Origin of the sequence: Jeongeupia sp. HS-3, from assembly GCF_015140455.1 — a bacterium.
In the GTDB taxonomy this organism is placed as follows: Bacteria; Pseudomonadota; Gammaproteobacteria; order Burkholderiales; family Chitinibacteraceae; genus Jeongeupia.
In genome coordinates this window covers 1148413-1170589 of record NZ_AP024094.1, presented here as the reverse complement: position 1 = coordinate 1170589, position 22177 = coordinate 1148413, and the positions used below count along the sequence as shown (strand labels likewise).

The window sequence follows — 22177 nt, the reverse complement described above, 5'->3', positions numbered from 1 at the left end:
TTTCGGTCTGACAGGCTCCTCCCATGCTCGAATCCCAGTATTGGTGGCTGATCGCCTTTCCGATTTTTTTCGGACTTGGCTGGCTGGCTGCCCGCGTTGATATCAAACACGTCCTTTCCGAAACGCGCTCATTGCCCGCGGCGTACTTCAAGGGCCTCAATCACCTGCTTAACGGTGAGACCAATCGCGCGGTCGAGGTCTATGTCGATATCGCCAGGCATCATGCCGAAACGATCGAGCTGCAGTTTTCGCTGGGCCATCTGTTCCGCCGCCGAGGCGAGCTGGAGCGGGCGATCAATATGCACCAGAAGCTGCTCGAGCGGCGTGAGCTGACCGATGCCCAGCGCCAGCTCGCCCAGTTTGAACTGGCACAGGATTTCATGAAGGCTGGCTTGTTCGATCGGGCCGAAGCCTTGTTGAACGAGCTGCAGCACAGCGACTACGCCCGTCAGGCTCGCACCGAGTTGCTCGGCATGTACGAGCTGGAGAAGGCCTGGAAAAAGGCGATTGAGACCGCGCAGCAGCTGCGCGATGACAGTCATAGTTATCAGCACGAAATCGCCCAGTTCTACTGTGAACTGGCCGAGCAATCGCTGGCCCGCTCCAAGCAGGAAGAGTCCCGTGACTATCTGGCGCGCGCGCTTGAAACGCACCGCCAATGCACTCGCGCACGCTTGCTTCTCGGTGAAATGGCTTTTGCCGACAAGAATTATCTTGGCGCGATCACCGAGTGGCTGGAGATCGAGTCACAGGAGCCGCATGCGCTGGCGCTGGCAATGCGGCAGTTGATGGGGGCTTACGACGCACTGGATCGCAGCGACGAGGGGACGACGCTGTTGTTGCGCTCGCTGAAGCAGTATCCCGAGCTGGATGTGATGGATTTCGCCTACGAAAGGCTGATGTCCCTGCAGGGCGTCGATGCCGCCTACGATTTCGTCCGCGAACGGATGCGTGAGCATCCGACGATGCCAGGTCTGCGCAAGGTGCTTGAAGCCCATCTTCTGGTCGCACCGGATGACCAGAAGCCTGAACTCGAAATCATCGTTCGCTTGCTGAACGATGTGACGCGCGATCAGTCGATGTATTACTGCGGCCATTGCGGCTTCAAGACCAAGCAGTATTTCTGGCATTGCCCGGCTTGCAACGAGTGGGAAACCTATCCGCCCGTTCGCGGCCGCAAAAAAGCCAACGCCTGATCTCTCTGGATTGATACATATGAAAGACCCGAAAGTCATCGTCGCACTTGATTTTGCCGATGCGAGTGCTGCATTGGCATTCGCTGAGCGTGTCTCCCCGGCGCAGTGCCGATTGAAAGTTGGCAAAGAACTCTTTACCACGGCCGGGCCGCAATTGGTCGAAGCGCTGGTGGCGCGCGGTTTTGATGTTTTTCTCGACCTCAAGTTTCACGATATCCCCCATACGGTTGCACAGGCGTGCAAAGCCGCGGCAAAGCTCGGCGTCTGGATGGTCAATGTGCACGCCTCGGGCGGGCGAAAAATGATGGAAACCACGCGTGAAGCGCTGGATGGCTTGCCGCAGCGTCCGCTCCTGATCGCCGTAACGGTGCTGACGAGCATGGACGAGATCCAGCTCGCCGAGCTGGGCTTGCCCGTGCCGGCGGTCCAGGTTGAGCGGCTGGCGCGCTTGACGCAGGATTGTGGTCTGGATGGTGTGGTTTGCTCGGCGCAGGAGGCGGCGATGCTCAGGGGTGTTTGTGGCCCGGATTTCAAGCTGGTTACGCCCGGCATTCGCCCGGCCGACAGCAGTGCCGATGATCAGCATCGCATCATGACCCCGGATGCAGCCATTCTCGCGGGTAGCAATTATCTGGTGATCGGCCGGCCAATCACCCAGAGCATAGACCCGCTCGCAACGCTGAACCGAATCAACCAATCGTTGGAACTGCTATGAAAATCACCGTAATCGGAACCGGTTATGTTGGCCTGGTGACCGGCGCCTGCCTCGCCGAAGTGGGTAACGACGTGCTTTGTCTTGATCTGGACAAGGCGAAGATCGACAAATTGCATCAGGGCATTCTGCCGATCTACGAGCCGGGCCTGGATGAGGTTGTCGCGCGCAACGTTGCCGCTGGCCGCCTGCACTTCACCACCGATATCGATCGCTCGGTCGCGCATGGCACCGTGCAGTTTATCGCCGTGGGCACCCCGCCGGATGAAGACGGCTCGGCCGACTTGCAGTATGTCGTTGCCGCGGCGCGCAATATCGGCCAGCGCATGACCGATTACAAAGTGATCGTCGATAAATCGACCGTGCCGGTTGGCACCGCTGAGAAGGTCAAGGCCGCCATCGCCGATGAGCTGGCCACGCGGGATCGATCGGCGCTGGGTTTTAGCGTCGTTTCCAATCCCGAATTCCTGAAGGAAGGCGCGGCAGTCGAGGATTTTATGCGCCCCGACCGCATCGTGATCGGCGCCGAGGATGATCAGGCCATTCATACCATGCGTGCGCTTTACCATCCGTTTCAGCGTAATCATGACCGCACGCTGGTGATGGATATCCGTTCGGCGGAGCTGACCAAGTACGCGGCCAATGCGATGCTGGCCACGCGGATTTCATTCATGAACGAACTCGCCAATCTGGCCGAGGTGCTCGGCGCCGATATTGAGCTCGTGCGCCGGGGCATCGGCTCCGACCCGCGTATCGGCTATGGCTTCCTGTATGCCGGTTGTGGCTATGGCGGTTCTTGCTTCCCGAAAGACGTCAAGGCGCTGCAGAAAACCGGCGAAGAAAACGGCGTCAACTTGCGAGTGCTCGGCGCGGTTGAAGAAGCCAACGATGCGCAAAAACTGCGACTGATCGACAAGGTCGTGGCCCGTTTCGGTCACGATCTGAGCGGCCTGCGCTTTGCGATGTGGGGCTTGGCATTCAAGCCCGGGACTGACGATATGCGTGAGGCGCCGAGCCTGACGCTGATCGACGGCCTGACCGCTCGCGGTGCGACCGTTTGCGGTTTTGATCCGGTTGCCAATGAAGAGGCGCACCGGGTTCTGGGTGATCGTATCGATTACGCGACCAATCCGATGGCGGCGTTGGATGGTGCCGACGCGCTACTGATCGTGACCGAGTGGAAGCAGTTCCGCGCGCCCGATTTCGAGCAGATCAAGAAAGCCCTGAAAACGCCGCTGATCATCGACGGGCGCAATCTGTACGAGCCGAGCACTGTGCGTGCGCAAGGGCTCGAATACGACGCGATCGGGCGCAAATGATGGTGCCGGCCGGCCAATCCATCGCCGCGTTGAAGGCGGCAATTGCGGGTGCCCGTGTCATGGTCGTGGGTGACGTGATGCTCGACCGATACTGGTTCGGTGATGTCGAGCGCATTTCGCCGGAGGCCCCGGTGCCGGTGGCGCGGATCCGCAAAACCGACGAGCGCGCCGGCGGTGCCGCCAACGTGGCGCGCAATATCGCCTCGCTCGGCGGGCAGGCGACGCTGCTTGCCGTCGTTGGCGATGACGAAGCGGGCCGTAGCCTGGAAAAGCTGTTGCAGGACGATGGCGTCAACACCTCGTTGTATCGTGACCCGCAAATCGCCACTACGGTGAAGCTGCGGGTGCTGGCGCGGCAGCAGCAGTTGTTGCGCATCGACTTCGAGGAAAAGCCAAGTCACGAAATTCTTGCTGCCAAGCTTGATGATTTCCGTCGCATGCTGGACGACACCGATGTCGTCATTCTCTCGGATTATGGCAAGGGCGGCTTGCGTCATGTCTACGACATGATCGCGGCGGCGCGTGCGGCCGGCAAGCCGGTGCTGGTCGACCCCAAGGGCGATGATTATTCTCGCTATCGTGGCGCAACCTTGCTGACGCCGAATCGCAGCGAATTTCGTCAGGTGGCTGGCGATTGGCGTGATGAAGCCGATTTGGTCGCAAGGGCCCAGGCGCTGCGCGAACAACTCGATCTCGAAGCCTTGCTGGTCACGCGTAGCGAAGAGGGTATGACGCTGTTTCGCCGCGAGGGCGTGGTTCATCAGGCAACGCTCGCACGTGAAGTGTTCGACGTCTCCGGTGCCGGTGATACCGTGATCGCCACCTTGGGTTTGATGCTGGCGGCAGGCTTGCCGTTGCCGCAAGCGATGAGCTGGTCCAATCACGCGGCGGGCATTGTTGTTGCCAAGCTGGGTACCGCGACGGTGCTGCAAGACGAAGTGTTTGCCACCAGGCCTTGAGTTACGCACTTGGCCAATAAAAAAAAACGACCGGAATCCGGTCGTTTTTTTTTATTGGGGCTTATCGAGCCAGTATCAGCGCCTTATGCAGCAGGCTTTTCATCCGGCGTGGTGGATTCCTCGGCCTCGACCCGGTTCTTGCCCAGAAGCTTGGCGCGATACATGCCGTGATCGGCGCGTTCGATCGCGTGCGCCCGATGCTCGCCGGGTGAAACCATGGTGACGCCTGCGCTGAAGGTGATCAGTAGCTTGTCATTGTTGTGCATGAAAATACGTCGCGTAAGTTCGCGTTGCAGTCGTTGCAGAATCTGGATGGCATCGTCGAGATCGGTGTCGGGCAACAGCAGTACGAATTCTTCTCCGCCGTAGCGGGCGACCACGTCAGTGGGGCGAAGCAACTCCCGCACCACCTGAACCAGATGCACCAGTGCATTGTCGCCGGCGGCATGGCCCATCTGGTCATTGAGCTTTTTGAAATTGTCGATGTCGAGCAGGGCCAAAGCCATGGGCGAATTTTTCCGGCCCATTCGAGATAGCTCGACTTCGTACGCATCTTCCAGCCCGCGACGGTTGAGCGCGCCGGTTAACTGATCTTCGCGCACCTTCTCGCTGACTTCGCGCAATTCGCGCTCAAGTTGCATGACGCGCTGCTGAGCGACATCGGCTTCTTGCCGTGCCTCGATCAGCTCATCGCGCGAGCGCAGCACATCCAGTTGCAGGGTGCGGGTGTCGTGCATGATGTCATCGAGCACGAATTTAAGGCTGGCCGGATTGTCAGCGGTTTGCACTTTCTCTGCGTATTGGCGGATTTTTTCCTGATATTGCTCGGTACTGACCGACAGTGACCCCAGGCGATCAAGAAACGTCGTCGCCATGCTTTTTAACGTGGTTTGCGCATCGTGCAGATTGTGTTTCAGCAGGCTCTGCTTGTAGATGACCTCCTTCAGCCCGGCTTCTGCGTCGTAGATCAGCCGCATGTCGAGCGGGCGCGCCATGATGGCTTGAACCACGGCAACTTGACCTTGCAGCCAACCATCATCGACCACCAGCTCACCCATATTGTCCGTGAGTAGCCGCAGCAGATTGAGCAGCCCGTCGGTCAGACGCCTTTCCTGTTGCCCTTGCAGCTCGATTTTCAACCAGAGCTTTTTTAGTCGCGGTAGCCACTTCTGCAGGTCGTGTTCGTTGCCTAGAGCGTGTGCCTCACGGCTGATTTGCCGGACTTCCTCGGCAAGCTCCGGGTCGTGGGCTAGTGCGGGCAGCACGCCTCGTTCGAGCACTTGCGTAACCGCCTCCTGCCAGTTGCGCCATGCCGGATCGCTGCTTTCCGTTTCAATCGGGGCGTCATCGGTTGCCGTGGTCGCGGCAATGGGCTCGCTTGCTCCGCCGTTGGTGTCATTCCAAGCCTGCAACAAAGCTGTGAGCTTTTCATTGAGCACATCGGGTTCGTTGCTGAAGTGTATGAGCACGCGCTCCAGCGACTCCTGCTTGCGTGTCGGTGTGTAGAGCGGATTGCGCATATCCCAGAGGCGCACGAGATCGCGCACCAGATCGGCCCAGGGCATGGCCAAATTGGCCTGGCCGCCTTGCAGTTCCACGGCGCGAATGATGGATGGCGGAATGTCTTTCCATTCGCCAAGCCGCGCCGACTGGCGAATTTGCTTGATCAGGCGGAAAAATTCCTGCCCCTGGCGGGGAAGCGCGTGCAGAGCCTGATCCATTTCGCGCATCAGCACCGGAACGCGCTCATCCTCGGGGGTTTCGGCGATGGCGTCGTAAATCTTGGCGTAGTGATCCGGCGTCGGCGGAATCCTGCGCTGCATCAGCTGCTTGAGGGTTTCTCGGGCAATATCGGTCGGATTGGTCGGGGCGGGCATGGTTCTCGGCATTGGGCGCGGAATGCTCTTGCATTATAGGGAGTCACCCCCTGCTGCAGGGCGGCATGGGCGCAAGTGATGCAATAAAAAAACCGGAAGGCGTGCTTCCGGTTTTCTTCGATGCCGCGTCTGCTTAGTCGACGAGGCTGCGGGCTTCGGCGACCTGGTCCTTGTACGCGTCGAAAATACCCTTCAGCGCATCGGCCATATTCACCGTCGGCGCCCAGTCCAGGTCATTTTTGGTGTTGTCGATCTTGGGCACGCGGTTCTGCACGTCCTGATAACCCTTGCCGTAGTATTCGCCCGAAGTGGTTTCAACGACCTGCACCTTGGCCACGCCTTCCGCGTACTCCGGGTACTGCTTGGCCAGGTCGATCATCATCGTTGCCAGTTCACGTACCGAGAAGTTGTTCACCGGATTGCCGATGTTGTAGATCTGCCCCGATGCCTTGCCGTCCTTGTTGTCGATGATCTTCATCAGTGCGGCGATGCCGTCATCGATATAGGTGAATGCGCGCTTTTGTTCGCCGCCGTCGACCAGTTTGATGGTCTCGCCGCGAACGATGTGGCCGAGGAACTGGGTGATGACGCGACTCGAGCCTTCTTTGGTCGTGTGAATGCTGTCAAGGCCGGCGCCGATCCAGTTGAACGGGCGGAACAGTGTGTAATCGAGGCCTTCCTGCTGGCCGTAGGCGGCGATGACGCGGTCCATCAGCTGCTTGGAGCAGGCGTAGATCCAGCGCGGCTTGTTGATCGGGCCGTAGACCAGTTCGGAGTTTTCCGGGTCGAACTCGCCGTCCTTGCACATGCCATAGACTTCAGACGTCGACGGGAAGACCACGCGCTTCTTGTACTTCACGCACCACTTGATGATCGGCAGGTTGGCTTCGAAGTCGAGTTCGAACACGCGCAGCGGTTCCTGCACATAGGTCGCCGGCGTGGCGATTGCAACCAGTGGCAGCACGACGTCGCATTTCTTGACGTGATACTCGATCCATTCCTGATTGATGGTGATGTCGCCTTCAAAAAAATGAAAGCGCGGGTGACCAAGGAATTCGCCGACCTTGCCGGCGTACATATCCATGCCGAAAACTTCCCAGTCGGTCGTTTCGAGGATGCGCTTGGTCAGGTGGTGGCCGATAAAGCCGTTGACACCGAGGATGAGGACTTTTTTCATTGTCTGGTCTGCCTAGTAAATCTGGGGTGTTCAAATTCGTAATGTTCAGGCGGCGAGCACGAGTGCTTGCGTCAGCCGTGCCGGCGTCAGTGGTGCATGGTCAAGATCGGCCTCAAGCACCCTAAGCAGGCTGCCGTCGCTCATCTTGAGCCAGAGTTTGTCCGAAGCGGCCCAGAGTACGCAGCCGGCCGTGTCGGGGCAATCCGGCGCCGTTGCCACACAGCGGCTGCGCCACAGCGTTAGCAGGCCTTGTGCCGTGTCGCCGAAGGCGCCCGGATAAGGGCGAGTCACCGCGCGGATCAGGTTGTGCAGCTGTTGCGCCGATTGCCGCCAGTCGATCCTGCCGTCTTCCGCCTTGCGGCCGCCAAAATAGCCACCAAGGCTGAGATCTTGCTGCGTCAGCGTCGCGGTGCCATCGATGAGTCGGGGTAGCGCGCGGTGCAGGCACAGCTCGCCAGCCACTGCGACCTTCTCGAACACATCGTGCGCGGTGTCGTCGGGCAGGATGGGGATCGCGAACTGGTCGACGATCGCGCCGTTGTCGGGCTTGATGTTCATTACGTGCAAGGTGACGCCGGTCTCGAGTTCGCCGTGAATGATCGCCCAGTTCACCGGTACGCGGCCACGGTATTTGGGCAGCAGCGAACCGTGCAGATTGAATGCGCCTCGGCTCGGCGCGGCGAGAATCGGCGCCCTCAGCATGTGGCGATAGTAGAATGAGAACACGAAATCCGGTGCGAGCGCGGCAATGCGCGCTTCGGTCTCGGGCGTGTTCGGGTCGGTTGGCGTGATGCAGGGGATGTCGTAATCGCCGCACAGCTGCGCCACCGAGTCGAACCAGATGTTCTCGTTCGGGTTGTCTTCGTGCGTCACGACCAGATCGATCTGTACGCCTTGGGCCAGCAAGACCTTGAGGCTGCGAACGCCGACGTTGTGGTAGGCAAAAACGACGGCGCGGGTCATTCGCCAGCCTGCTTTTCAAGAATGCCGGCGATCAGATAGCGCGGCCGCTGGCGCACCTCGTGATAAATCCGCCCGATGTACTCACCCAGCAGCCCGATGCCGAACAGTGCAATGCCGATCAAGAGAAAGGCGACGGCGAACAGCGTGAACAGACCACCTTCTTCGGGGCCGATGATGAAGCGGCGGCCGACGAGGTAGAGCACAAGAAAGCCCGACAGCGTCGAAATGACCATGCCGAGCATCGAGAACATCTGCAGCGGCACGATCGAAAAACCGGTCATCAGGTCGAAGTTCAGCCGGATCAGGCTGTAGATCGAATACTTGGATTCACCGGCAAAGCGCTCTTCATGGCCGACGACGACTTCGGTCGGATTCTGCGCGAACGAATACGCCAGCGCGGGAATGAAGGTGTGCATCTCGTTGCACATATTGATCGTATCGATAATGCGGCGGCTGTAGGCGCGCAGCATGCAGCCTTGATCGGTCATCTTGATGCGGGTGAGCTTTTCGCGCAGCCGGTTCATCGCGCGGCTGGCGACGTGGCGCCAGACCGAGTCGTTGCGCTGGCGGCGGATCGAGCCGACGTAGTCGTGGCCCTTGTCCATCTCGTCGAGCAAGGTCTTGATGTCCTCGGGCGGGTTCTGCAGATCGGCGTCGAGCGTGACGATCTGTTGACCGCGCGCGTGCTCGAACCCGGCCAGAATGGCGCGATGCTGGCCGAAGTTGCCGTTGAACAGGATCACGCGGGTCACATCGGGGCGGGCGTGGAACTGGTCGGCGAGCATGGCTGGCGAGCGGTCACGACTGCCGTCGTTGATGAACAGCACTTCGTAGGACTTGCCCAGCGCATCGAGCGCCGGGTACAGGCGCTCGAACAGCGCAGCGAGACCTTCTTCCTCGTTGTAAACGGGGATGACGATGGAGACGATCGGTTGAGTCATGTGCGGCAATTCGGTTTCAGGCATGTTCATGGTTGTCTGCCATGATGCCGGCGCAGGTTTAAGCGGTGATGAAGTCATGGTTGTTTTCATCCGTGCAACACCGGCGCCAGTACGGCGGTGAGGGCATCGCAAACGCGATCGACATCCGATTCGATCATCGCCGGGAACAGCGGCAGGCTGATGGTGCTGGCGCCGACGTGCTCGGCGTGCGGATACATGCCCTCCACGTAACCCAGGCCACGGTAATAGCTGAACAGATGCAAGGCCGGGTAATGCACGCCAACACCGATACCGGCGTCCTTCATGCGGGTGATGAACTCGCCGCGACTGATGCTCATCCGTTCGAGCGGCAGCAGGATCTGGAACATATGCCAGTTGCTTTGTGCTGATTCGATCGGCAGCGCCAGCCCGAGCGAACGGTCGATCTTGGCGAAATAGCGTTCGGCCAGCTCGGCTCGGCGCTTGTTGAAGGCCTCGAGGTGCTTGAGTTGACCAAGTCCGACCGCTGCGGCTACGTCGGTGAGGTTGTATTTGCCGCCGGGCAGGTCGACGTCCATGGTGCCATCGGGCAGGCGGGTGACGCCCTGCAAGCGCCATTTCTCGAACAGGCGCGCTTCCTCGATCGTATTCATGATCAGCGCGCCACCTTCGATGGTGGTCATGTTCTTGTTCGGGTGGAACGATACCGAGCACAAGTCACCGAAGCTGCCGATGCGCTGGCCATTCCACGTTGCGCCCTGTGCCTGCGCGGCGTCTTCGATCACCCGCAGCTTGTGCTTGCTGGCGATGGCGTAGAGCCGGTCTCGATCGACCGGCAGGCCGGCGAGGTCGACCGGCAGGATGGCGCGGGTGCGCGGGGTGATCGCCGCTTCGATCAGTTCGAGGTCGATATTGCGCGTTGCCGGATCAATGTCTACAAACACCGGCTTGCCGCCGGCGTTGATGATGACATTGCTCGTCGCGACCCAGGTCATTGCGGTGGTAATGACTTCATCGCCCGGCTGCAAGCCGATCAGGCGCAAGGCGATTTCCATCGCCCCGGTTGCCGACGTGACGACGCGCACCGGCCGACTACCGAAGTAGTCCGATAGCGCCGCTTCGAGTGCTGCCACCTTGGGGCCGCTGGTGATCCAGCCGGAACGCAAGACGCTGGCAACGTCGGCGATCGTTTCTTCGTCAATGCTCGGACGGGTGAAGGGCAGAAAATCCATGGTGATCTCGATTAGTTCGATGCAGATGCGGGGCGGGTAAAGGCAATGCGGCGTGGATCGCTGGCGAGGATCTGCATGCTCAGGCCTTGCCGTTGCAGCAGGCGAAAGTGGTCGGGGTTAGTGATCACCACTGGCGCCGGATCGTTACGCCAGTGGATCAGAAAGGCTTCGGTATTCATCAGCTTCCCCGGTTCTTGCGTCTGGCCAAGCTTGAATTCGTCGGTGTAGTCGACCAGCTGTACCGGTCGCTTCAGATAAAACGGCACGGTCTGGTCATAGTAGCGATACATATAAACCGTGCTGTCGGCTTTTAGTTGCGGTTTGATCACGTCGATCAGGTGATAGCTTGAATTGGTTGCGGCGAATTCGTTATGGCCCAGCATCGGAATCTGCGCGCCGATCAGGCCGCTGGCCGCCAGTGCGATCAGCGTCAGATCAAACCGGTGGCGGATGGCGCTCCATAGCGCAAACAGTGCCGTCACCGTGATGACGATGCCGCCAATGAGTGCCCACTGCGAGAACGCCGCATTGTAGATTTGTGGGGTTTTGTCGCTGCCTTTGGCTGCGATGAAGGGCGCCGCCACCATCATGGCAATGCCAAGCGTCAGCATCGTCCCGCTCAGCCACAGCCAGCTGCGTCGGCGCAGCTCGATCAGCGTGTAGCCGGCGAGCAGCGCCAGCGCCGGGAACATCGGCAGAATGTAGGACGGCAGTTTCGATTGTGATTTCGAGAAAAACAGAAAGATCAGAACGGCCCAGGCCAGTAGAAAACGCTGCGCTTGGAAGCGTTGTGACGGACGACTTAGCCAGCCGGCGCGGATAATCTGCGGCAACAGCGCGGTCCACGGCAGCATGCCGGCGAGCAATACCGGCACGAAATACCACCACGAGCCGTCGCGGCGGGCTTCGTCGGTGGCGAAACGCTGGAAGTGTTCGTGAATGAAGAAGAAGTGGGCAAACTCTGGATTGGTGCGCGACACCATGACGAACCACGGCGCGGTGATCAGCAGCAACAGTGCAATGCCTTTGACGAAGTGCATCCGCGTCCAGGGTTTCCAGTCCCGCGTCCACAACGAATAGATGATCAGTGTGCCACCGGGGAACACCAGTCCGATCAAACCTTTGGACATCACCGCTAGCGCAATGGCGCCCCAGGCAACGAGCATGGCGTTGCGGTTTTCCCGCGGCGAGGCGTCGTCCTGTTGCGCCCAGACGAAGGCGAACAGCGCGATCGCCAGAAAGCTCGACACCCCCATATCCAGCGACAGAAAGTGCCCGTTGCCGATCCACCACAGGCTGCTGGCAAGCATCACCGACGCGCCCACGGCACGGGTTTCGGCGTCATTGCGGCGGCGGAACAGTCGTTTGGCGGTGAAATAAAGCGCGATGATCGCGATAAACCCGGTCAAGCCGGGCCAGAGGCGGGCGGCGAATTCGGTTTCGCCGAACAACTTGAAGTTCGCCGCCGTCGCCCAGTATTGCAGGATGGGCTTTTCAAAATACTTGATGGCGTTGAGGCGTGGTGTAAGCCAGTCGCCGCTGGCGAGCATTTCCCGGCCAATTTCGGCGTAGCGTCCTTCGTCGGGAGAAATCAGTTTCCGATAACCCAGGGTACTGAACCACAGCACGGCGAAAGAAATGAACAGCAGCCATTTGGGCCAGCGCTTATTGGCGAAATCGGTCATGCGTGGTTCCAGTTACGTTGGTGTCGGAGCGGCCAAGAACACGGTAGATCAAGGGCGCCCGAGAAAATAAGCGAAAACACTAGGCTTTGCCAGTTAAGCGAACGTGAAGCGTCAGCGAGCAGGCCGATTTTTGAGCAGTACCAACACCGCGCCGCTGCCGCCATCGGCCGGGCGTGCCTGGCTGAAGGCCAATACTTCATCACGTTGTACCAGCCAGTTTTTGAGTTTGTGCTTCAGCACCGGCTCCTGGTTTCTGGAGCTCAAGCCCTTGCCGTGAATGATGCGTACGCAGCGGCGGTGGGCCTGCTGCGCGGCATGAAGAAACTCGCCGACCATTTGCCGAGCCGTATCGCTGCCATAGCCGTGCAGATCCAGTTCGGCCTGCACCAGCCAGTGCCCACGGCGGAGTTTTTTCAAGGTATCAAGCTTTTGCCCGGGACGCAGATACAGCAGCTCTTCGCCGGTGGCCAATTCATCCCAGGGCCAGAAGTCGCTCATTGCGTCGGTCTGCACAATGGCTTGCGTCCGCTGCTGCTGCGGCCAAGGGCTGGGCGGTATGCTTGGGTGCGGGTAGCGAAGGACCTGGCGCAATGGCGTGCTGCCCTGTGCCGCAAGCAGAAAAAGCGTGTGATCGTCGGGCTCTGCTGGCGCTTGTGGGCGGGAAGGAGCAGGTCGGCTTGCTGCTTGCAGTTGCTTCTTGAGTTGTTTGAGCCGGCGACGGTTATTGCTGTCCATGAGGGCCAAGTGCGAATTTGAATGTGAGGAGCAGGTTCGGGGGCGATCGCCCGCGTTCGCCATTTTGCCCGGAAAGCGGCAAATCGCGGTGGTGACGAGGGCGAATCGGTGAACGGCCTTGATGTTGGCAATATTTTCATGCCGGGCGCCGCAATGCGGGGTGTAAGCCAGCGCAACAGCGGCTAGAATTTCGGCCTGAAGCAATATCCGTTTTTGACAGGCCTTAACCGTTGACCAAAAAAGCAAATGAAAACATGGGCGTAACTCATACCCCGATGATGGCGCAGTACCTCAAGCTCAAGGCCGATCACCCGGATAAGCTGGTTTTTTACCGGATGGGCGACTTCTACGAGCTGTTTTATGACGATGCGGTGAAGGCATCAAAGCTGCTCGACCTCACCCTGACGACGCGCGGTCAAAGCGCCGGTCAGCCGATCAAGATGGCCGGCCTGCCGTATCACGCCGCTGAGCAATACCTCGCGCGTTTGGTGAAGCTGGGCGAGTCGGTGGCGATTTGCGAACAGTTCGGCGATCCGGCGACGACCAAGGGGCCGCTTGAGCGCAAGGTGGTTCGCGTGGTCACGCCGGGCACGCTGACCGATGCCGCCTTGCTCGACGACAAGCAGGAAAACCGCCTGCTGGCGATCGTGGCGCTGAAGGGGCGGTTGGGGCTGGCCTGGCTGTCGCTCGCCTCGGGCGATTTCGCCGTGATGGATACCGAGATCGAACGCTTGCCGACCGAGCTGGAACGGCTGCGTCCGGCCGAGGTCGTCGTTTCGTCCGACACCCAGTTGGCCTTGCTCGATCTGCTGACCGTGCCGGTGCGGCAGATGCCGCCGTGGCAGTTTGATCAGGACAGCGCAACGCGCGCGTTGACCCGCCATTTCGCTACGCACGACCTCGCCGGTTTCGGCATTGCCGACAATATGCTGGCGCTGGGCGGTGCGGGCGCTTTGCTTGAATACGTGCGCACGACCCAGGGCGGCGTGCTGCCGACGCTGGCCGGTTTGCGCGTCGAGCACGCCAGCCAGTACATCGAGCTTGATCCGGCGACACGCCGCAACCTGGAGCTGACCGAGACCATTCGTGGTGAGGCCGCGCCAACCTTGTTCTCGCTGCTCGACGCCTGCGCCACCAGCATGGGCTCGCGCAGCCTGCGGCATTGGCTGCATCACCCCTTGCGCCAGCATGCGGCGATTCTGGAGCGACAGTCGGCGATCGCCGCCTTGCTCGACGCGGGCTCGGCCAATGATCTGCACGAGACGCTGAACGGCATCGCCGATATCGAGCGCATCGCCGCCCGCATCGCCTTGCGCAGCGCCCGGCCGCGCGACCTGTCGAGTCTGCGCGATGGCCTGGCCTTGCTGCCGGCTCTGCGCGATAGCTTGCCCGATACGTCGTTTTTTGCCGGCCTCGCCCAAGCCTTGCTGCCCGATGCCGAGATTCATGAGCTGCTTGCAGCAGCAGTGCTGGCCGAGCCGTCGGTGGTGTTGCGCGAAGGTGGCGTGATCGCCGACGGCTATTCGGCCGATCTGGATGAGCTGCGCGGCATTCAGGCCAATTGCGGCGAGTACCTGCAGCGCATGGAACTGCTTGAGCGCGAGCGCACCGGCATTCCGACCTTGCGGGTCGAGTACAACCGCGTTGCCGGCTTCTTTATCGAAATCAGCAATGCCAATGTCGACAAGGTGCCGCCGGAATATCGGCGCCGCCAGACGATGAAAAACGCCGAGCGTTACATCACCCCCGAGCTGAAAGTTTTCGAGGAAAAAGCCTTGTCGGCGCAAGACCGGGCGCTGGCGCTGGAAAAACAACTGTTCGAGGCCTTGCTGGATGCGCTGCAGCCACAATTGGCGGCATTGCGGCTGGCGGCACAGGCGATCGCCACCGTCGATGTGTTGGCTTGCCTGGCATGCCATGCGCACGACCGCGGCTATGTGGCACCGGAATTTGTCGATGAGGTGCGTATCGATATCGACGCCGGCCGGCATCCGGTGGTTGAGGCGCAAATCGATGATTTCATTCCGAACGGCGTCACCTTCAGCGCGGCGCGCAAGCTGTTGTTGATCACCGGCCCGAACATGGGCGGTAAATCGACCTATATGCGCCAGGTGGCGCTGATCGTGCTGCTGGCGCATATCGGCAGTTATGTGCCGGCAACGAGCGCGGTGATCGGCAAGGTGGATCGGATCTTCACCCGTATCGGCGCCTCGGATGATTTGGCTGGCGGGCGATCGACCTTCATGGTCGAAATGACCGAAACCGCCAACATCCTCAACAACGCCAGCGAGCACAGTCTGGTGCTGATGGATGAAGTGGGGCGCGGTACGTCCACCTTTGACGGGCTGGCGCTGGCCTGGTCAATTGCCCGGCAGCTGATCGAAAAGAACCGCGCCTATACGCTGTTCGCGACGCACTATTTCGAGCTGACGCGGCTGGCGCAAGATTACCCGGTTGTCGCCAATGTTCATCTGGATGCGGTTGAACACAAGGATCGGATTGTGTTTTTGCATGCGGTGCAGGAGGGGCCCGCATCGCAAAGCTACGGGGTGGCCGTGGCCCAGCTTGCGGGCGTGCCGCGCGAAGTTATCCGGCAGGCAAAGCGCAAATTGACGGAGCTGGAGTCATCCAGTTTGGGACAAACCCATCAGGGCGACTTGTTCAGTGCGCCGCTTGAGCCGATTCTGCTCGCCGAGCCTCATCCGCTCGTCGAGAAAATGGCGGGGATCGATCCGGACGAGCTGAGCCCGCGAGCCGCGCTGCAGCTGTTGTTCGAGCTCAAAGCGCTGATTGATTGAGCTTGTTAAGGTAACAAGTCACAACCAGACAAATAAAACCGTTCGCCAATCTAAGCTAGAAACATATTCAGCAGCGAACGTATAGAGGAGCAATATCGTGGACGCCGTAAAAACACCGAGTGGCCAAGCCGATAACGATCAGTGGGAGCTTGATGAAGGTATCGCCCGCTTTCTGGGTATCGTCCCGAACGGCGGTACGTTTCGGCTTGCCGATGTCCGGCAAAAGGCCGCCGCCGAACTCAAGCACCTTGGTGACGAGATCGGTGGCCATTTTGATGCCATGGATGTTCATATCCCGCCTGCAGTGCAATTGAGTGGTGGTGAAGCTGGCGAGATCGTCGTGACCAGCGAGCATGCCGCAAAAGAGGCGATTGAAGCGCGTCTCAATGCCGATACCCGTGTGCTCAAGATGTTCAAGGAAGTAGAGCTTTTGTATGAAATCCTGCGCAAGGCCGAGCTGCGCGATACCGATCGCTTCAAGAATCAGCACTTTAATCTTGGCCTGACCAGTCTGGGTAGTATTGCCTTTTTTACCGAACGCTGATGGCTTGCGGGTGTCGAACTCATGGGGCCGCCTTCGGGTGGCCTTGTTTGTTTGGCGGCCGGTGTGATCGGCACCCGCCGTACGCGATATAATCATCTGTTACCCCCGGATTATCGAACATCATGAAAACCACCCGTGCCCGTCGCCCTCAGCCGGCGATCCGCGAACAGAAGGCGGCTGACCAGCAGCGAGCCGGGCTTGCAAGCCGTAATAAAAAAGGCGCTACACCACGCCGCCCTGGTGATGAATTCATTTCCGGGGGCAAACCGCCTCGCAGTGGCGTCGCCGGAAAGGCCGCTCCCGCCCCCAGGCAGGGTCGTCCTGCGCCGCAAGCCGAGGGGGCAAGTACGGAGCGCCGTACTCCGGTAGCAGCAGGGGTTGAGCAAAAGCGTCGTGATGTGGTCACCAAGGCCAAGCGCATGCGTCAGCGCGCTGGCTCGCAACACGAAGTTGCGGTGCAAAAACAGCTGCGTGCCAAGCGCCTGACGACCGAGCAAGTGGGTGAGGAGCGCCTGCAAAAAGCGCTGGCTTTTAGCGGCATCGGTTCGCGCCGCGATATGGAAGAGCTGATTGCTGCCGCGCGCGTCAGCGTGAACGGCAAAATCGCCGAGCTGGGCGCCAAGGTGAAGCCGGGTGACGAGGTTCGTCTCGATGGCAAGCGTGTCACCATGCGCTGGCCGGATCGTCTTGCCCGGGTGGTGCTCTATCACAAGCAAGAAGGCGAGTTGGTTACCCGTGACGATCCACAAGGTCGCGTCACCGTCTTCGAGCGCTTGCCGCGATTGACGTCGAGTAAGTGGATTGCCGTCGGCCGGCTCGACTTCAATACCAGCGGCTTGCTGATCTTTACCACCTCGGGCGATCTGGCCAACCAGATGACCCATCCGCGCTTTGAAATGGAGCGCGAATACGCCGTGCGCGTGTTGGGTGAGCTGACCGAGGAGCAAATGACCGAGTTGCGCAAAGGCATCGAGCTTGACGATGGTCCGGCCAAATTCACGTCTATCCGCGCTCAGGGCGGCGAAGGCACCAACCGCTGGTACAGCGTGGTGCTGAAGGAAGGCCGGAATCGTGAAGTGCGGCGGATGTTCGAGCACTATGGCCTGACGGTGTCGCGACTGATGCGGGTGCGTTTTGGCGCGCTGACCTTGCCGGGGCGGCTCAAACGTGGCCAGTTCTATGAGCTATCCGAAACCGAAGTGCTGGCCGTGATGAAGTGGGCCGGGCTGAAGCTCAATGGCGAAGCCAAAGAGTAACTGAGCGACCGCGATGAGCAAGGCTTTCACCAAAGAAGATGATCAGGGCGACGACGATCTACCCGTCGAGCTCAAGGTGCCGATCGGCAGCAAGAACTATATGACGCCCGGCGGCTGGCGGCGCCTCAAGACCGAGCTGCACGATCTGGTCACCAAAGCCAGGCCGGAGCTGACCCAGATCATCAACTGGGCCGCCAGCAATGGCGACCGCTCGGAAAATGGCGATTACATCTACGGCAAAAAAAAGCTGCGCGAGACCGATAGGCGGATTCGCTTCCTGACCAAGCGGCTTGAAAATGCCGAAGTGGTTGATCCGGAGGCGCGCGAGGCAACCGATCAGGTTTTCTTTGGTGCCACCGTCGACTATTTGCGTGCCAATGGCGATGAAGAAACGGTCTCGATTGTTGGTGTCGATGAAACCGATCTGAAACGGCACTACGTCAGCTGGACGGCGCCGATTGCCCGGGCATTGCTCCGCGCTCGCGAGGGTGATGCGGTCAGGCTGCATTTGCCGGGTGGTGTTGAAGAGATCGAAATCATCGCCGTGCGGTACGTGGCGCTGGAAATAGAGCGCCCAAGCTGATACAGACCTGATTTCAGTTTTGCGCGTATCTTTCTCCTTGGGTATGCTCCGCGCATGGAGCGCACCACACAAAGCAGTTTATTTCGCCGCGTACTGCGGAACATGGCTTTCCGGATCACCATCGTGTCGTTGGCTATTTCGGCTGTCAGCTATTACTACAGCTATATGCGCCTGCAGGAAGAGGCGCTGGGCAATCTCGAAAAGTACATCAAGGCACGCAGCCAGCTCGAGAGCGAGCCCTTTCTTCAGGCTGAAACCAATACCAAGCTGCTGCGCAACGAATTCATTCGCCGCTACGCGCAGATGCAGGGCAAGGATGTCTCCGCCGATTTCCATGCCTTATTGAAGCAGGATCGGGATGGTATGTGGCGTGTCCGGGTCGAACGCGACGATTTTGAATACCGCGCCACCGTCGCACTCTTGCCGCGGATCGAGTTGACACCCGAATTCATGCGTCAGGTGATGCTTGGTTACGATCTGCTGAGTCAGTACGGGCCGGCGTTTCGAAATCGTTATTACGATACGTTCATCGATCTGAACATCTCCGATGCCAGTTTGATGTTCCTGCCGGATCTCAATTACGCGCGCAATGGCTCGGTGGCGGATTTCGAGTTCGACCTTGAAACCGAGCTGGGCGCAACGCCGGCACGCAATCCCGAACGCAAGACATTCTGGACCGGTATCTACTTCGACAAACAGGCGATGCAGTGGATGGTCTCGGTCGTTACACCGATCGACTATCTGGGCCGCTATCTGGGCGGCGCCGGGCAGGATGTGCTGCTCGACCAGTTGATCGGGCGCACCAACAGCGTTGGTATTCCAGGTACAACCAATTTCATCGTGACGCGGCAAGGCGATCTGATCGCCCATCCGGAGCGGATGCAGCAGATCGAAGCCAGTCGTGGTCATTACAATCTGCATGATACCGACGATGCCGGCTTGCGTGATCTGTACTCGGCCATTTCCAAGGCATCACCCAAGCAGCTTTTTGTTGAAAGCACCGATGGGCAGTCCTGGCTGGGCATGGCGCAGATTCGCGGTGCCGATTGGTTGTTCGTCATCGTCTATCCGAAAAAACTGCTGCAGGAAAAGGCCGCGCTGGCCGCAAGCATGGTCTTGCTGTTAGGTCTGGTTGCCTTGTTGATTGAACTGGGTTTGATGGCCTGGGTGCTCAAGGTCGATGTCGCCCGCCCGCTTGGGCGCTTGAAGTCTGCGATTCAGTCATTGGCACAGGGGCGTCATACGCATCCACTGGATATCGATCGCACCGACGAGCTGGGTGAGTTGGCCCGCAGTTTCGATACCATGGCGACGACCATTGCGCATCATCGCCATCATCTTGAAGAGCAGGTGAGTGCCCGCACCGATGAGCTGGCGCAGCGTAACGCCGAGCTGGAAACGGTCAATGTCGAGCTTTCGCGTTTGAACGAAGAAAAAAACGAACTGCTGACCATCGCCGCGCACGATCTGAAAAATCCGGTCGCCAGCATCGGCGGCATGGCCAGTCTGATTAGCAGTAAATTCGATGTCTGGCCCAAGGAGCGCGTGCGCGATCGCTTGTCCGGCATCACGCAGCTGGCACACCGCATTCAGTGCATTCTTGGCAATCTGCTCGATATCAATACGCTTGAATCGGGCCAGTATCGATTGACGCTGGAGCCGCTTGCGCTGGATGAGGTGCTCGCCGAGCTGCTGACCAGCTGGGAAGGGCGGCTGGAGGAAAAGCAGCAGCGCTGCCATGCGCAGGCCAGCGGCCTGATGGTGCTCGCCGATCGGCAAGCCTTGTGGCAGGTGTTCGATAATCTGATATCGAATGCCTCCAAGTACGCGCCACACCAAAGCCGGATCGAGGTTGGTGCCGTATCACTGCTCGGAATGGTTGAAGTCGCGGTGTGTGATCGTGGCCCCGGGATTGCGCCGCACGAAATGGATAAACTGTTCCGCAAGTTTGGCCGGCTTTCCGCTGTGCCGACCGGTGGCGAACATACCACCGGCCTTGGCCTTTCCATCGTCAAGCGCCTGGCCGAGGAAATGGGTGGCGGCGTGCGTTGCGACAGCCTGCTCGGTCATGGCACGACGTTTACCGTTTCACTGCCGCAAGCCGACGCATTCACGCCGGCACCGGCCGACAAAGCAGCGCAGATGTTGGAACGGGGCGGTAGAATCGAGGTTTGATGCGATTGCCGGATGTCCACGCCGGCCAGTACGGAGCGATACGATGCGGCAATACCTCGACCTTCTTCAGGATGTTCTCGATCACGGTGCGAAGAAGGAAGATCGAACCGGCACCGGCACCTTATCGGTCTTCGGCCGGCAGATGCGATTCGATTTGTCGCAGGGCTTCCCGCTGGTGACGACCAAGAAAGCCCATCTGAAGTCGATCGTTTACGAACTGCTGTGGTTCCTGCGTGGCGAAACCAATAACAACTGGTTGAAAGAGCGCGGCGTATCGATCTGGAACGAGTGGGCGCGTGAGGATGGTGAGCTGGGGCCGATTTACGGCTACCAGTGGCGAAGCTGGCCGACTGCGGACGGCCGTCACATCGACCAGATTGCCGAGGTCGTCAAAACGCTGAAAACCAATCCGGATTCGCGCCGGATTATCGTTTCGGCGTGGAACGTCGGCGAAATCGAAAACATGGCGCTACCGCCATGCCATGCCTTTTTTCAGTTCTATGTCGCCGATGGCAAGCTGTCTTGTCAGCTCTACCAGCGCAGTGCCGATCTTTTCCTCGGCGTGCCATTCAACATCGCCTCGTACTCGCTGTTGGTGATGATGGTGGCGCAGGCTTGCGGGCTCAAGCCGGGTGATTTTGTCTGGACCGGTGGCGATTGCCATATCTATTCAAATCACCTTGAGCAAGTTAAAACGCAACTGGCGCGCGAGCCTTTGCCTTTGCCGACGATGAAGCTCAATCCGGCGCGGCAAGATCTATTTGCGTTCGAGTTTGATGACTTTACGCTTGAGAACTACCAATCCCACCCGGCGATCAAAGCGCCGGTAGCGGTTTAAGATCAGCGGTCGTGTCATTTACGCTTCCGCCGCGCGTCAAAGAACTCCTTGATATGCCGGTCGAGCAACATCCGGACAAGGTGCTGGCGATGTTGTCGCGAATTTGTGCCGAGCATGGCTTGTTCGATCTCCTTGCCCGCATTCAAGCGGAAATGACCCGGCGCGGCGGCGAGACCTTTTCCTCGGTGAAGCGGGAGCTGGAAGGCATCCTGCGCAGCAGAAGCAAGGTCTTTGCCCGCAAAGCTAATCTGGAGCTGTGTTTTCCGAGTGAAGCAAAAAAAATTGCCGCGATGTGGCTGGATGGCGGGAAGTGGCTGTTGGGCGAGTTGTGGTTGCCTGGCGACAAGATCGATCGGGATAACGAGCTGAGTACCGGTGTCTTGTTCGAGGCCGCTACATTTCTCGTGTACATGACGATCTGCAAGTACTCCGCGTTCGGTCAACGCCCGGTTTCGCTGTCTAAAGGGTTTTGTATCGCGTACAGGGCGGAGTTGCACGATTTGCTCGGTCGCGGGCACTTGAGTCGGGACGGGCATCATTACCGCTTTGCTGTTCCGGACGACTCACTCGAGCGATTCATTGCCAGGTCTGCGCTGCGCACGCAGTTGGCCGGGGTAGAGGCTTATCTCGATGGGCGCACCGCATCGTTCCAACAGAATATTTTGAAGATATGACCATGCAGTTGGCTATTATTTCCGCGCTCGGACAAAACCGCGTCATCGGCATCGACAACAAGTTGCCCTGGCATCTGCCCGAGGACTTGAAGCACTTCAAGGCCTTGACCATGGGGGCGCCGATGCTGATGGGGCGCAAGACCTTTGAGTCGCTGCCGGGGCTGCTGCCGGGGCGGCGGCATCTGGTGATCAGTCGCGATGCCAGTTGGCGCGCCGATGGCGCTGAAGTGTTTACCAGTATCGACGCCGCGCTGGCTGCATGCGCCCGCGATGAGACGGTCTTCGTGATCGGGGGCGGCGAAATTTATCGGCAAGCCTTGGCGCTGGCCGATGTGCTTTATCTCACCGAGGTTGCGCTGTCGCCCGATGGCGATGCTTTCTTTCCGGAGATTCCCGCATCGGTGTGGGAAGTCATTGGGCGGGACGATCAGGTGAGCAGCAAGGGCGTCGCTTATTCCTTTGTGACTTATCGCCGTCGCTGAGTCGTTGGCACGGGTTTCAAGCATTGAATGAAAAAACGGGCCATGACGGCCC

At 59.5% G+C, this 22177-nt stretch carries 19 protein-coding genes; 12 read left to right on the top strand and 7 right to left on the bottom strand.

What is annotated here, in order from left to right; all coding sequences use genetic code 11:
- Positions 1-23 precede the first annotated feature (23 nt).
- The 4 genes from lapB to rfaE1 are packed head-to-tail and all read left to right on the top strand — an operon-like array spanning position 24 to position 4186.
- Positions 24-1196 (top strand): lipopolysaccharide assembly protein LapB, encoded by a 1173-nt coding sequence (gene lapB / locus JLC71_RS05445; RefSeq protein ID WP_200917748.1) that lies wholly within the window; start codon positions 24-26, stop codon positions 1194-1196.
- Between the two features lie 19 nt (positions 1197-1215).
- On the top strand, positions 1216-1911 hold the full coding sequence (gene pyrF / locus JLC71_RS05440; protein ID WP_200917747.1) for an orotidine-5'-phosphate decarboxylase: 696 nt from the start codon (positions 1216-1218) through the stop codon (positions 1909-1911).
- Positions 1908-3227 carry a UDP-glucose dehydrogenase family protein gene (locus tag JLC71_RS05435; protein ID WP_200917746.1) on the top strand — a complete coding sequence of 440 codons (1320 nt, stop codon included), beginning with the start codon at positions 1908-1910 and terminating at the stop codon, positions 3225-3227. The genes pyrF and JLC71_RS05435 overlap by 4 nt, the downstream gene beginning before the upstream one ends.
- Positions 3224-4186, top strand: a complete 963-nt coding sequence (gene rfaE1 / locus JLC71_RS05430; RefSeq protein ID WP_305066883.1) for a D-glycero-beta-D-manno-heptose-7-phosphate kinase — start codon at positions 3224-3226, stop codon at positions 4184-4186. Before JLC71_RS05435 ends, rfaE1 begins: the two co-directional genes overlap by 4 nt.
- Before the next feature lie 83 nt (positions 4187-4269).
- Here the strand turns inward: rfaE1 and JLC71_RS05425 are convergent, their stop codons facing one another.
- From JLC71_RS05425 to JLC71_RS05395, 7 genes are all read right to left on the bottom strand, one after another.
- A complete protein-coding gene (locus tag JLC71_RS05425; RefSeq protein WP_236251027.1) occupies positions 4270-5916 on the bottom strand; it encodes a GGDEF domain-containing protein in 1647 nt (548 codons plus the stop codon).
- A 280-nt stretch (positions 5917-6196) separates the two neighbouring features.
- Positions 6197-7240, bottom strand: a complete 1044-nt coding sequence (locus tag JLC71_RS05420) for a bifunctional UDP-4-keto-pentose/UDP-xylose synthase (RefSeq protein WP_200917744.1) — start codon at positions 7238-7240, stop codon at positions 6197-6199.
- Positions 7241-7285: 45 nt separating this feature from the next.
- Positions 7286-8203, bottom strand: coding sequence for a formyltransferase (locus JLC71_RS05415; protein ID WP_200917743.1), 918 nt, complete (start codon positions 8201-8203; stop codon positions 7286-7288).
- Positions 8200-9174 carry a glycosyltransferase gene (locus tag JLC71_RS05410; protein WP_236250996.1) on the bottom strand — a complete coding sequence of 325 codons (975 nt, stop codon included), beginning with the start codon at positions 9172-9174 and terminating at the stop codon, positions 8200-8202. The genes JLC71_RS05415 and JLC71_RS05410 overlap by 4 nt, the downstream gene beginning before the upstream one ends.
- A 56-nt stretch (positions 9175-9230) precedes the next feature.
- Positions 9231-10355 carry a DegT/DnrJ/EryC1/StrS family aminotransferase gene (locus JLC71_RS05405; RefSeq protein WP_200917742.1) on the bottom strand — a complete coding sequence of 375 codons (1125 nt, stop codon included), beginning with the start codon at positions 10353-10355 and terminating at the stop codon, positions 9231-9233.
- 11 nt (positions 10356-10366) lie between these two features.
- Positions 10367-12040, bottom strand: coding sequence for a phospholipid carrier-dependent glycosyltransferase (locus tag JLC71_RS05400; protein WP_200917741.1), 1674 nt, complete (start codon positions 12038-12040; stop codon positions 10367-10369).
- 111 nt (positions 12041-12151) lie between these two features.
- Positions 12152-12979, bottom strand: coding sequence for a Smr/MutS family protein (locus JLC71_RS05395; RefSeq protein WP_236250995.1), 828 nt, complete (start codon positions 12977-12979; stop codon positions 12152-12154).
- A gap of 50 nt (positions 12980-13029) precedes the next feature.
- Between JLC71_RS05395 and mutS the strand changes: the two genes are divergently transcribed.
- The 8 genes from mutS to JLC71_RS05355 all read left to right on the top strand — a co-directional run bounded on the left by mutS (position 13030) and on the right by JLC71_RS05355 (position 22125).
- Positions 13030-15573, top strand: a complete 2544-nt coding sequence (gene mutS / locus JLC71_RS05390; protein WP_236250994.1) for a DNA mismatch repair protein MutS — start codon at positions 13030-13032, stop codon at positions 15571-15573.
- Positions 15574-15670: 97 nt separating this feature from the next.
- A complete protein-coding gene (locus tag JLC71_RS05385) occupies positions 15671-16117 on the top strand; it encodes a hypothetical protein (protein ID WP_200917740.1) in 447 nt (148 codons plus the stop codon).
- A 419-nt stretch (positions 16118-16536) separates the two neighbouring features.
- Positions 16537-17373 (top strand): 23S rRNA pseudouridine(2605) synthase RluB, encoded by an 837-nt coding sequence (rluB, locus tag JLC71_RS05380; protein WP_236250993.1) that lies wholly within the window; start codon positions 16537-16539, stop codon positions 17371-17373.
- 13 nt (positions 17374-17386) lie between these two features.
- Positions 17387-17956, top strand: a complete 570-nt coding sequence (gene greB, locus JLC71_RS05375) for a transcription elongation factor GreB (protein ID WP_200917738.1) — start codon at positions 17387-17389, stop codon at positions 17954-17956.
- Between the two features lie 123 nt (positions 17957-18079).
- A complete protein-coding gene (locus JLC71_RS05370) occupies positions 18080-20131 on the top strand; it encodes a sensor histidine kinase (RefSeq protein WP_200917737.1) in 2052 nt (683 codons plus the stop codon).
- 43 nt (positions 20132-20174) lie between these two features.
- On the top strand, positions 20175-20969 hold the full coding sequence (locus JLC71_RS05365) for a thymidylate synthase (RefSeq protein ID WP_200917736.1): 795 nt from the start codon (positions 20175-20177) through the stop codon (positions 20967-20969).
- Positions 20970-20980: 11 nt separating this feature from the next.
- A complete protein-coding gene (locus JLC71_RS05360) occupies positions 20981-21643 on the top strand; it encodes a hypothetical protein (protein WP_200917735.1) in 663 nt (220 codons plus the stop codon).
- 2 nt (positions 21644-21645) lie between these two features.
- On the top strand, positions 21646-22125 hold the full coding sequence (locus JLC71_RS05355; RefSeq protein ID WP_200917734.1) for a dihydrofolate reductase: 480 nt from the start codon (positions 21646-21648) through the stop codon (positions 22123-22125).
- Positions 22126-22177: the final 52 nt, after the last annotated feature.

Excerpts from the sequence above, each read along its gene's own strand:
- lapB (WP_200917748.1), top strand. The coding sequence starts at position 24 with ATGCTCGAATCCCAGTATTGGTGGCTGATCGCCTTTCCGATTTTTTTC.
- pyrF (WP_200917747.1), top strand. The coding sequence starts at position 1,216 with ATGAAAGACCCGAAAGTCATCGTCGCACTTGATTTTGCCGATGCGAGT.
- JLC71_RS05435 (WP_200917746.1), top strand. The coding sequence starts at position 1,908 with ATGAAAATCACCGTAATCGGAACCGGTTATGTTGGCCTGGTGACCGGC.
- rfaE1 (WP_305066883.1), top strand. The coding sequence starts at position 3,224 with ATGATGGTGCCGGCCGGCCAATCCATCGCCGCGTTGAAGGCGGCAATT.
- JLC71_RS05425 (WP_236251027.1), bottom strand. The coding sequence starts at position 5,916 with ATGCGCGAAATGGATCAGGCTCTGCACGCGCTTCCCCGCCAGGGGCAG.
- JLC71_RS05420 (WP_200917744.1), bottom strand. The coding sequence starts at position 7,240 with ATGAAAAAAGTCCTCATCCTCGGTGTCAACGGCTTTATCGGCCACCAC.
- JLC71_RS05415 (WP_200917743.1), bottom strand. The coding sequence starts at position 8,203 with ATGACCCGCGCCGTCGTTTTTGCCTACCACAACGTCGGCGTTCGCAGC.
- JLC71_RS05410 (WP_236250996.1), bottom strand. The coding sequence starts at position 9,174 with ATGAACATGCCTGAAACCGAATTGCCGCACATGACTCAACCGATCGTC.
- JLC71_RS05405 (WP_200917742.1), bottom strand. The coding sequence starts at position 10,355 with ATGGATTTTCTGCCCTTCACCCGTCCGAGCATTGACGAAGAAACGATC.
- JLC71_RS05400 (WP_200917741.1), bottom strand. The coding sequence starts at position 12,040 with ATGACCGATTTCGCCAATAAGCGCTGGCCCAAATGGCTGCTGTTCATT.
- mutS (WP_236250994.1), top strand. The coding sequence starts at position 13,030 with ATGGGCGTAACTCATACCCCGATGATGGCGCAGTACCTCAAGCTCAAG.
- rluB (WP_236250993.1), top strand. The coding sequence starts at position 16,537 with ATGCGTCAGCGCGCTGGCTCGCAACACGAAGTTGCGGTGCAAAAACAG.
- greB (WP_200917738.1), top strand. The coding sequence starts at position 17,387 with ATGAGCAAGGCTTTCACCAAAGAAGATGATCAGGGCGACGACGATCTA.
- JLC71_RS05365 (WP_200917736.1), top strand. The coding sequence starts at position 20,175 with ATGCGGCAATACCTCGACCTTCTTCAGGATGTTCTCGATCACGGTGCG.
- JLC71_RS05355 (WP_200917734.1), top strand. The coding sequence starts at position 21,646 with ATGCAGTTGGCTATTATTTCCGCGCTCGGACAAAACCGCGTCATCGGC.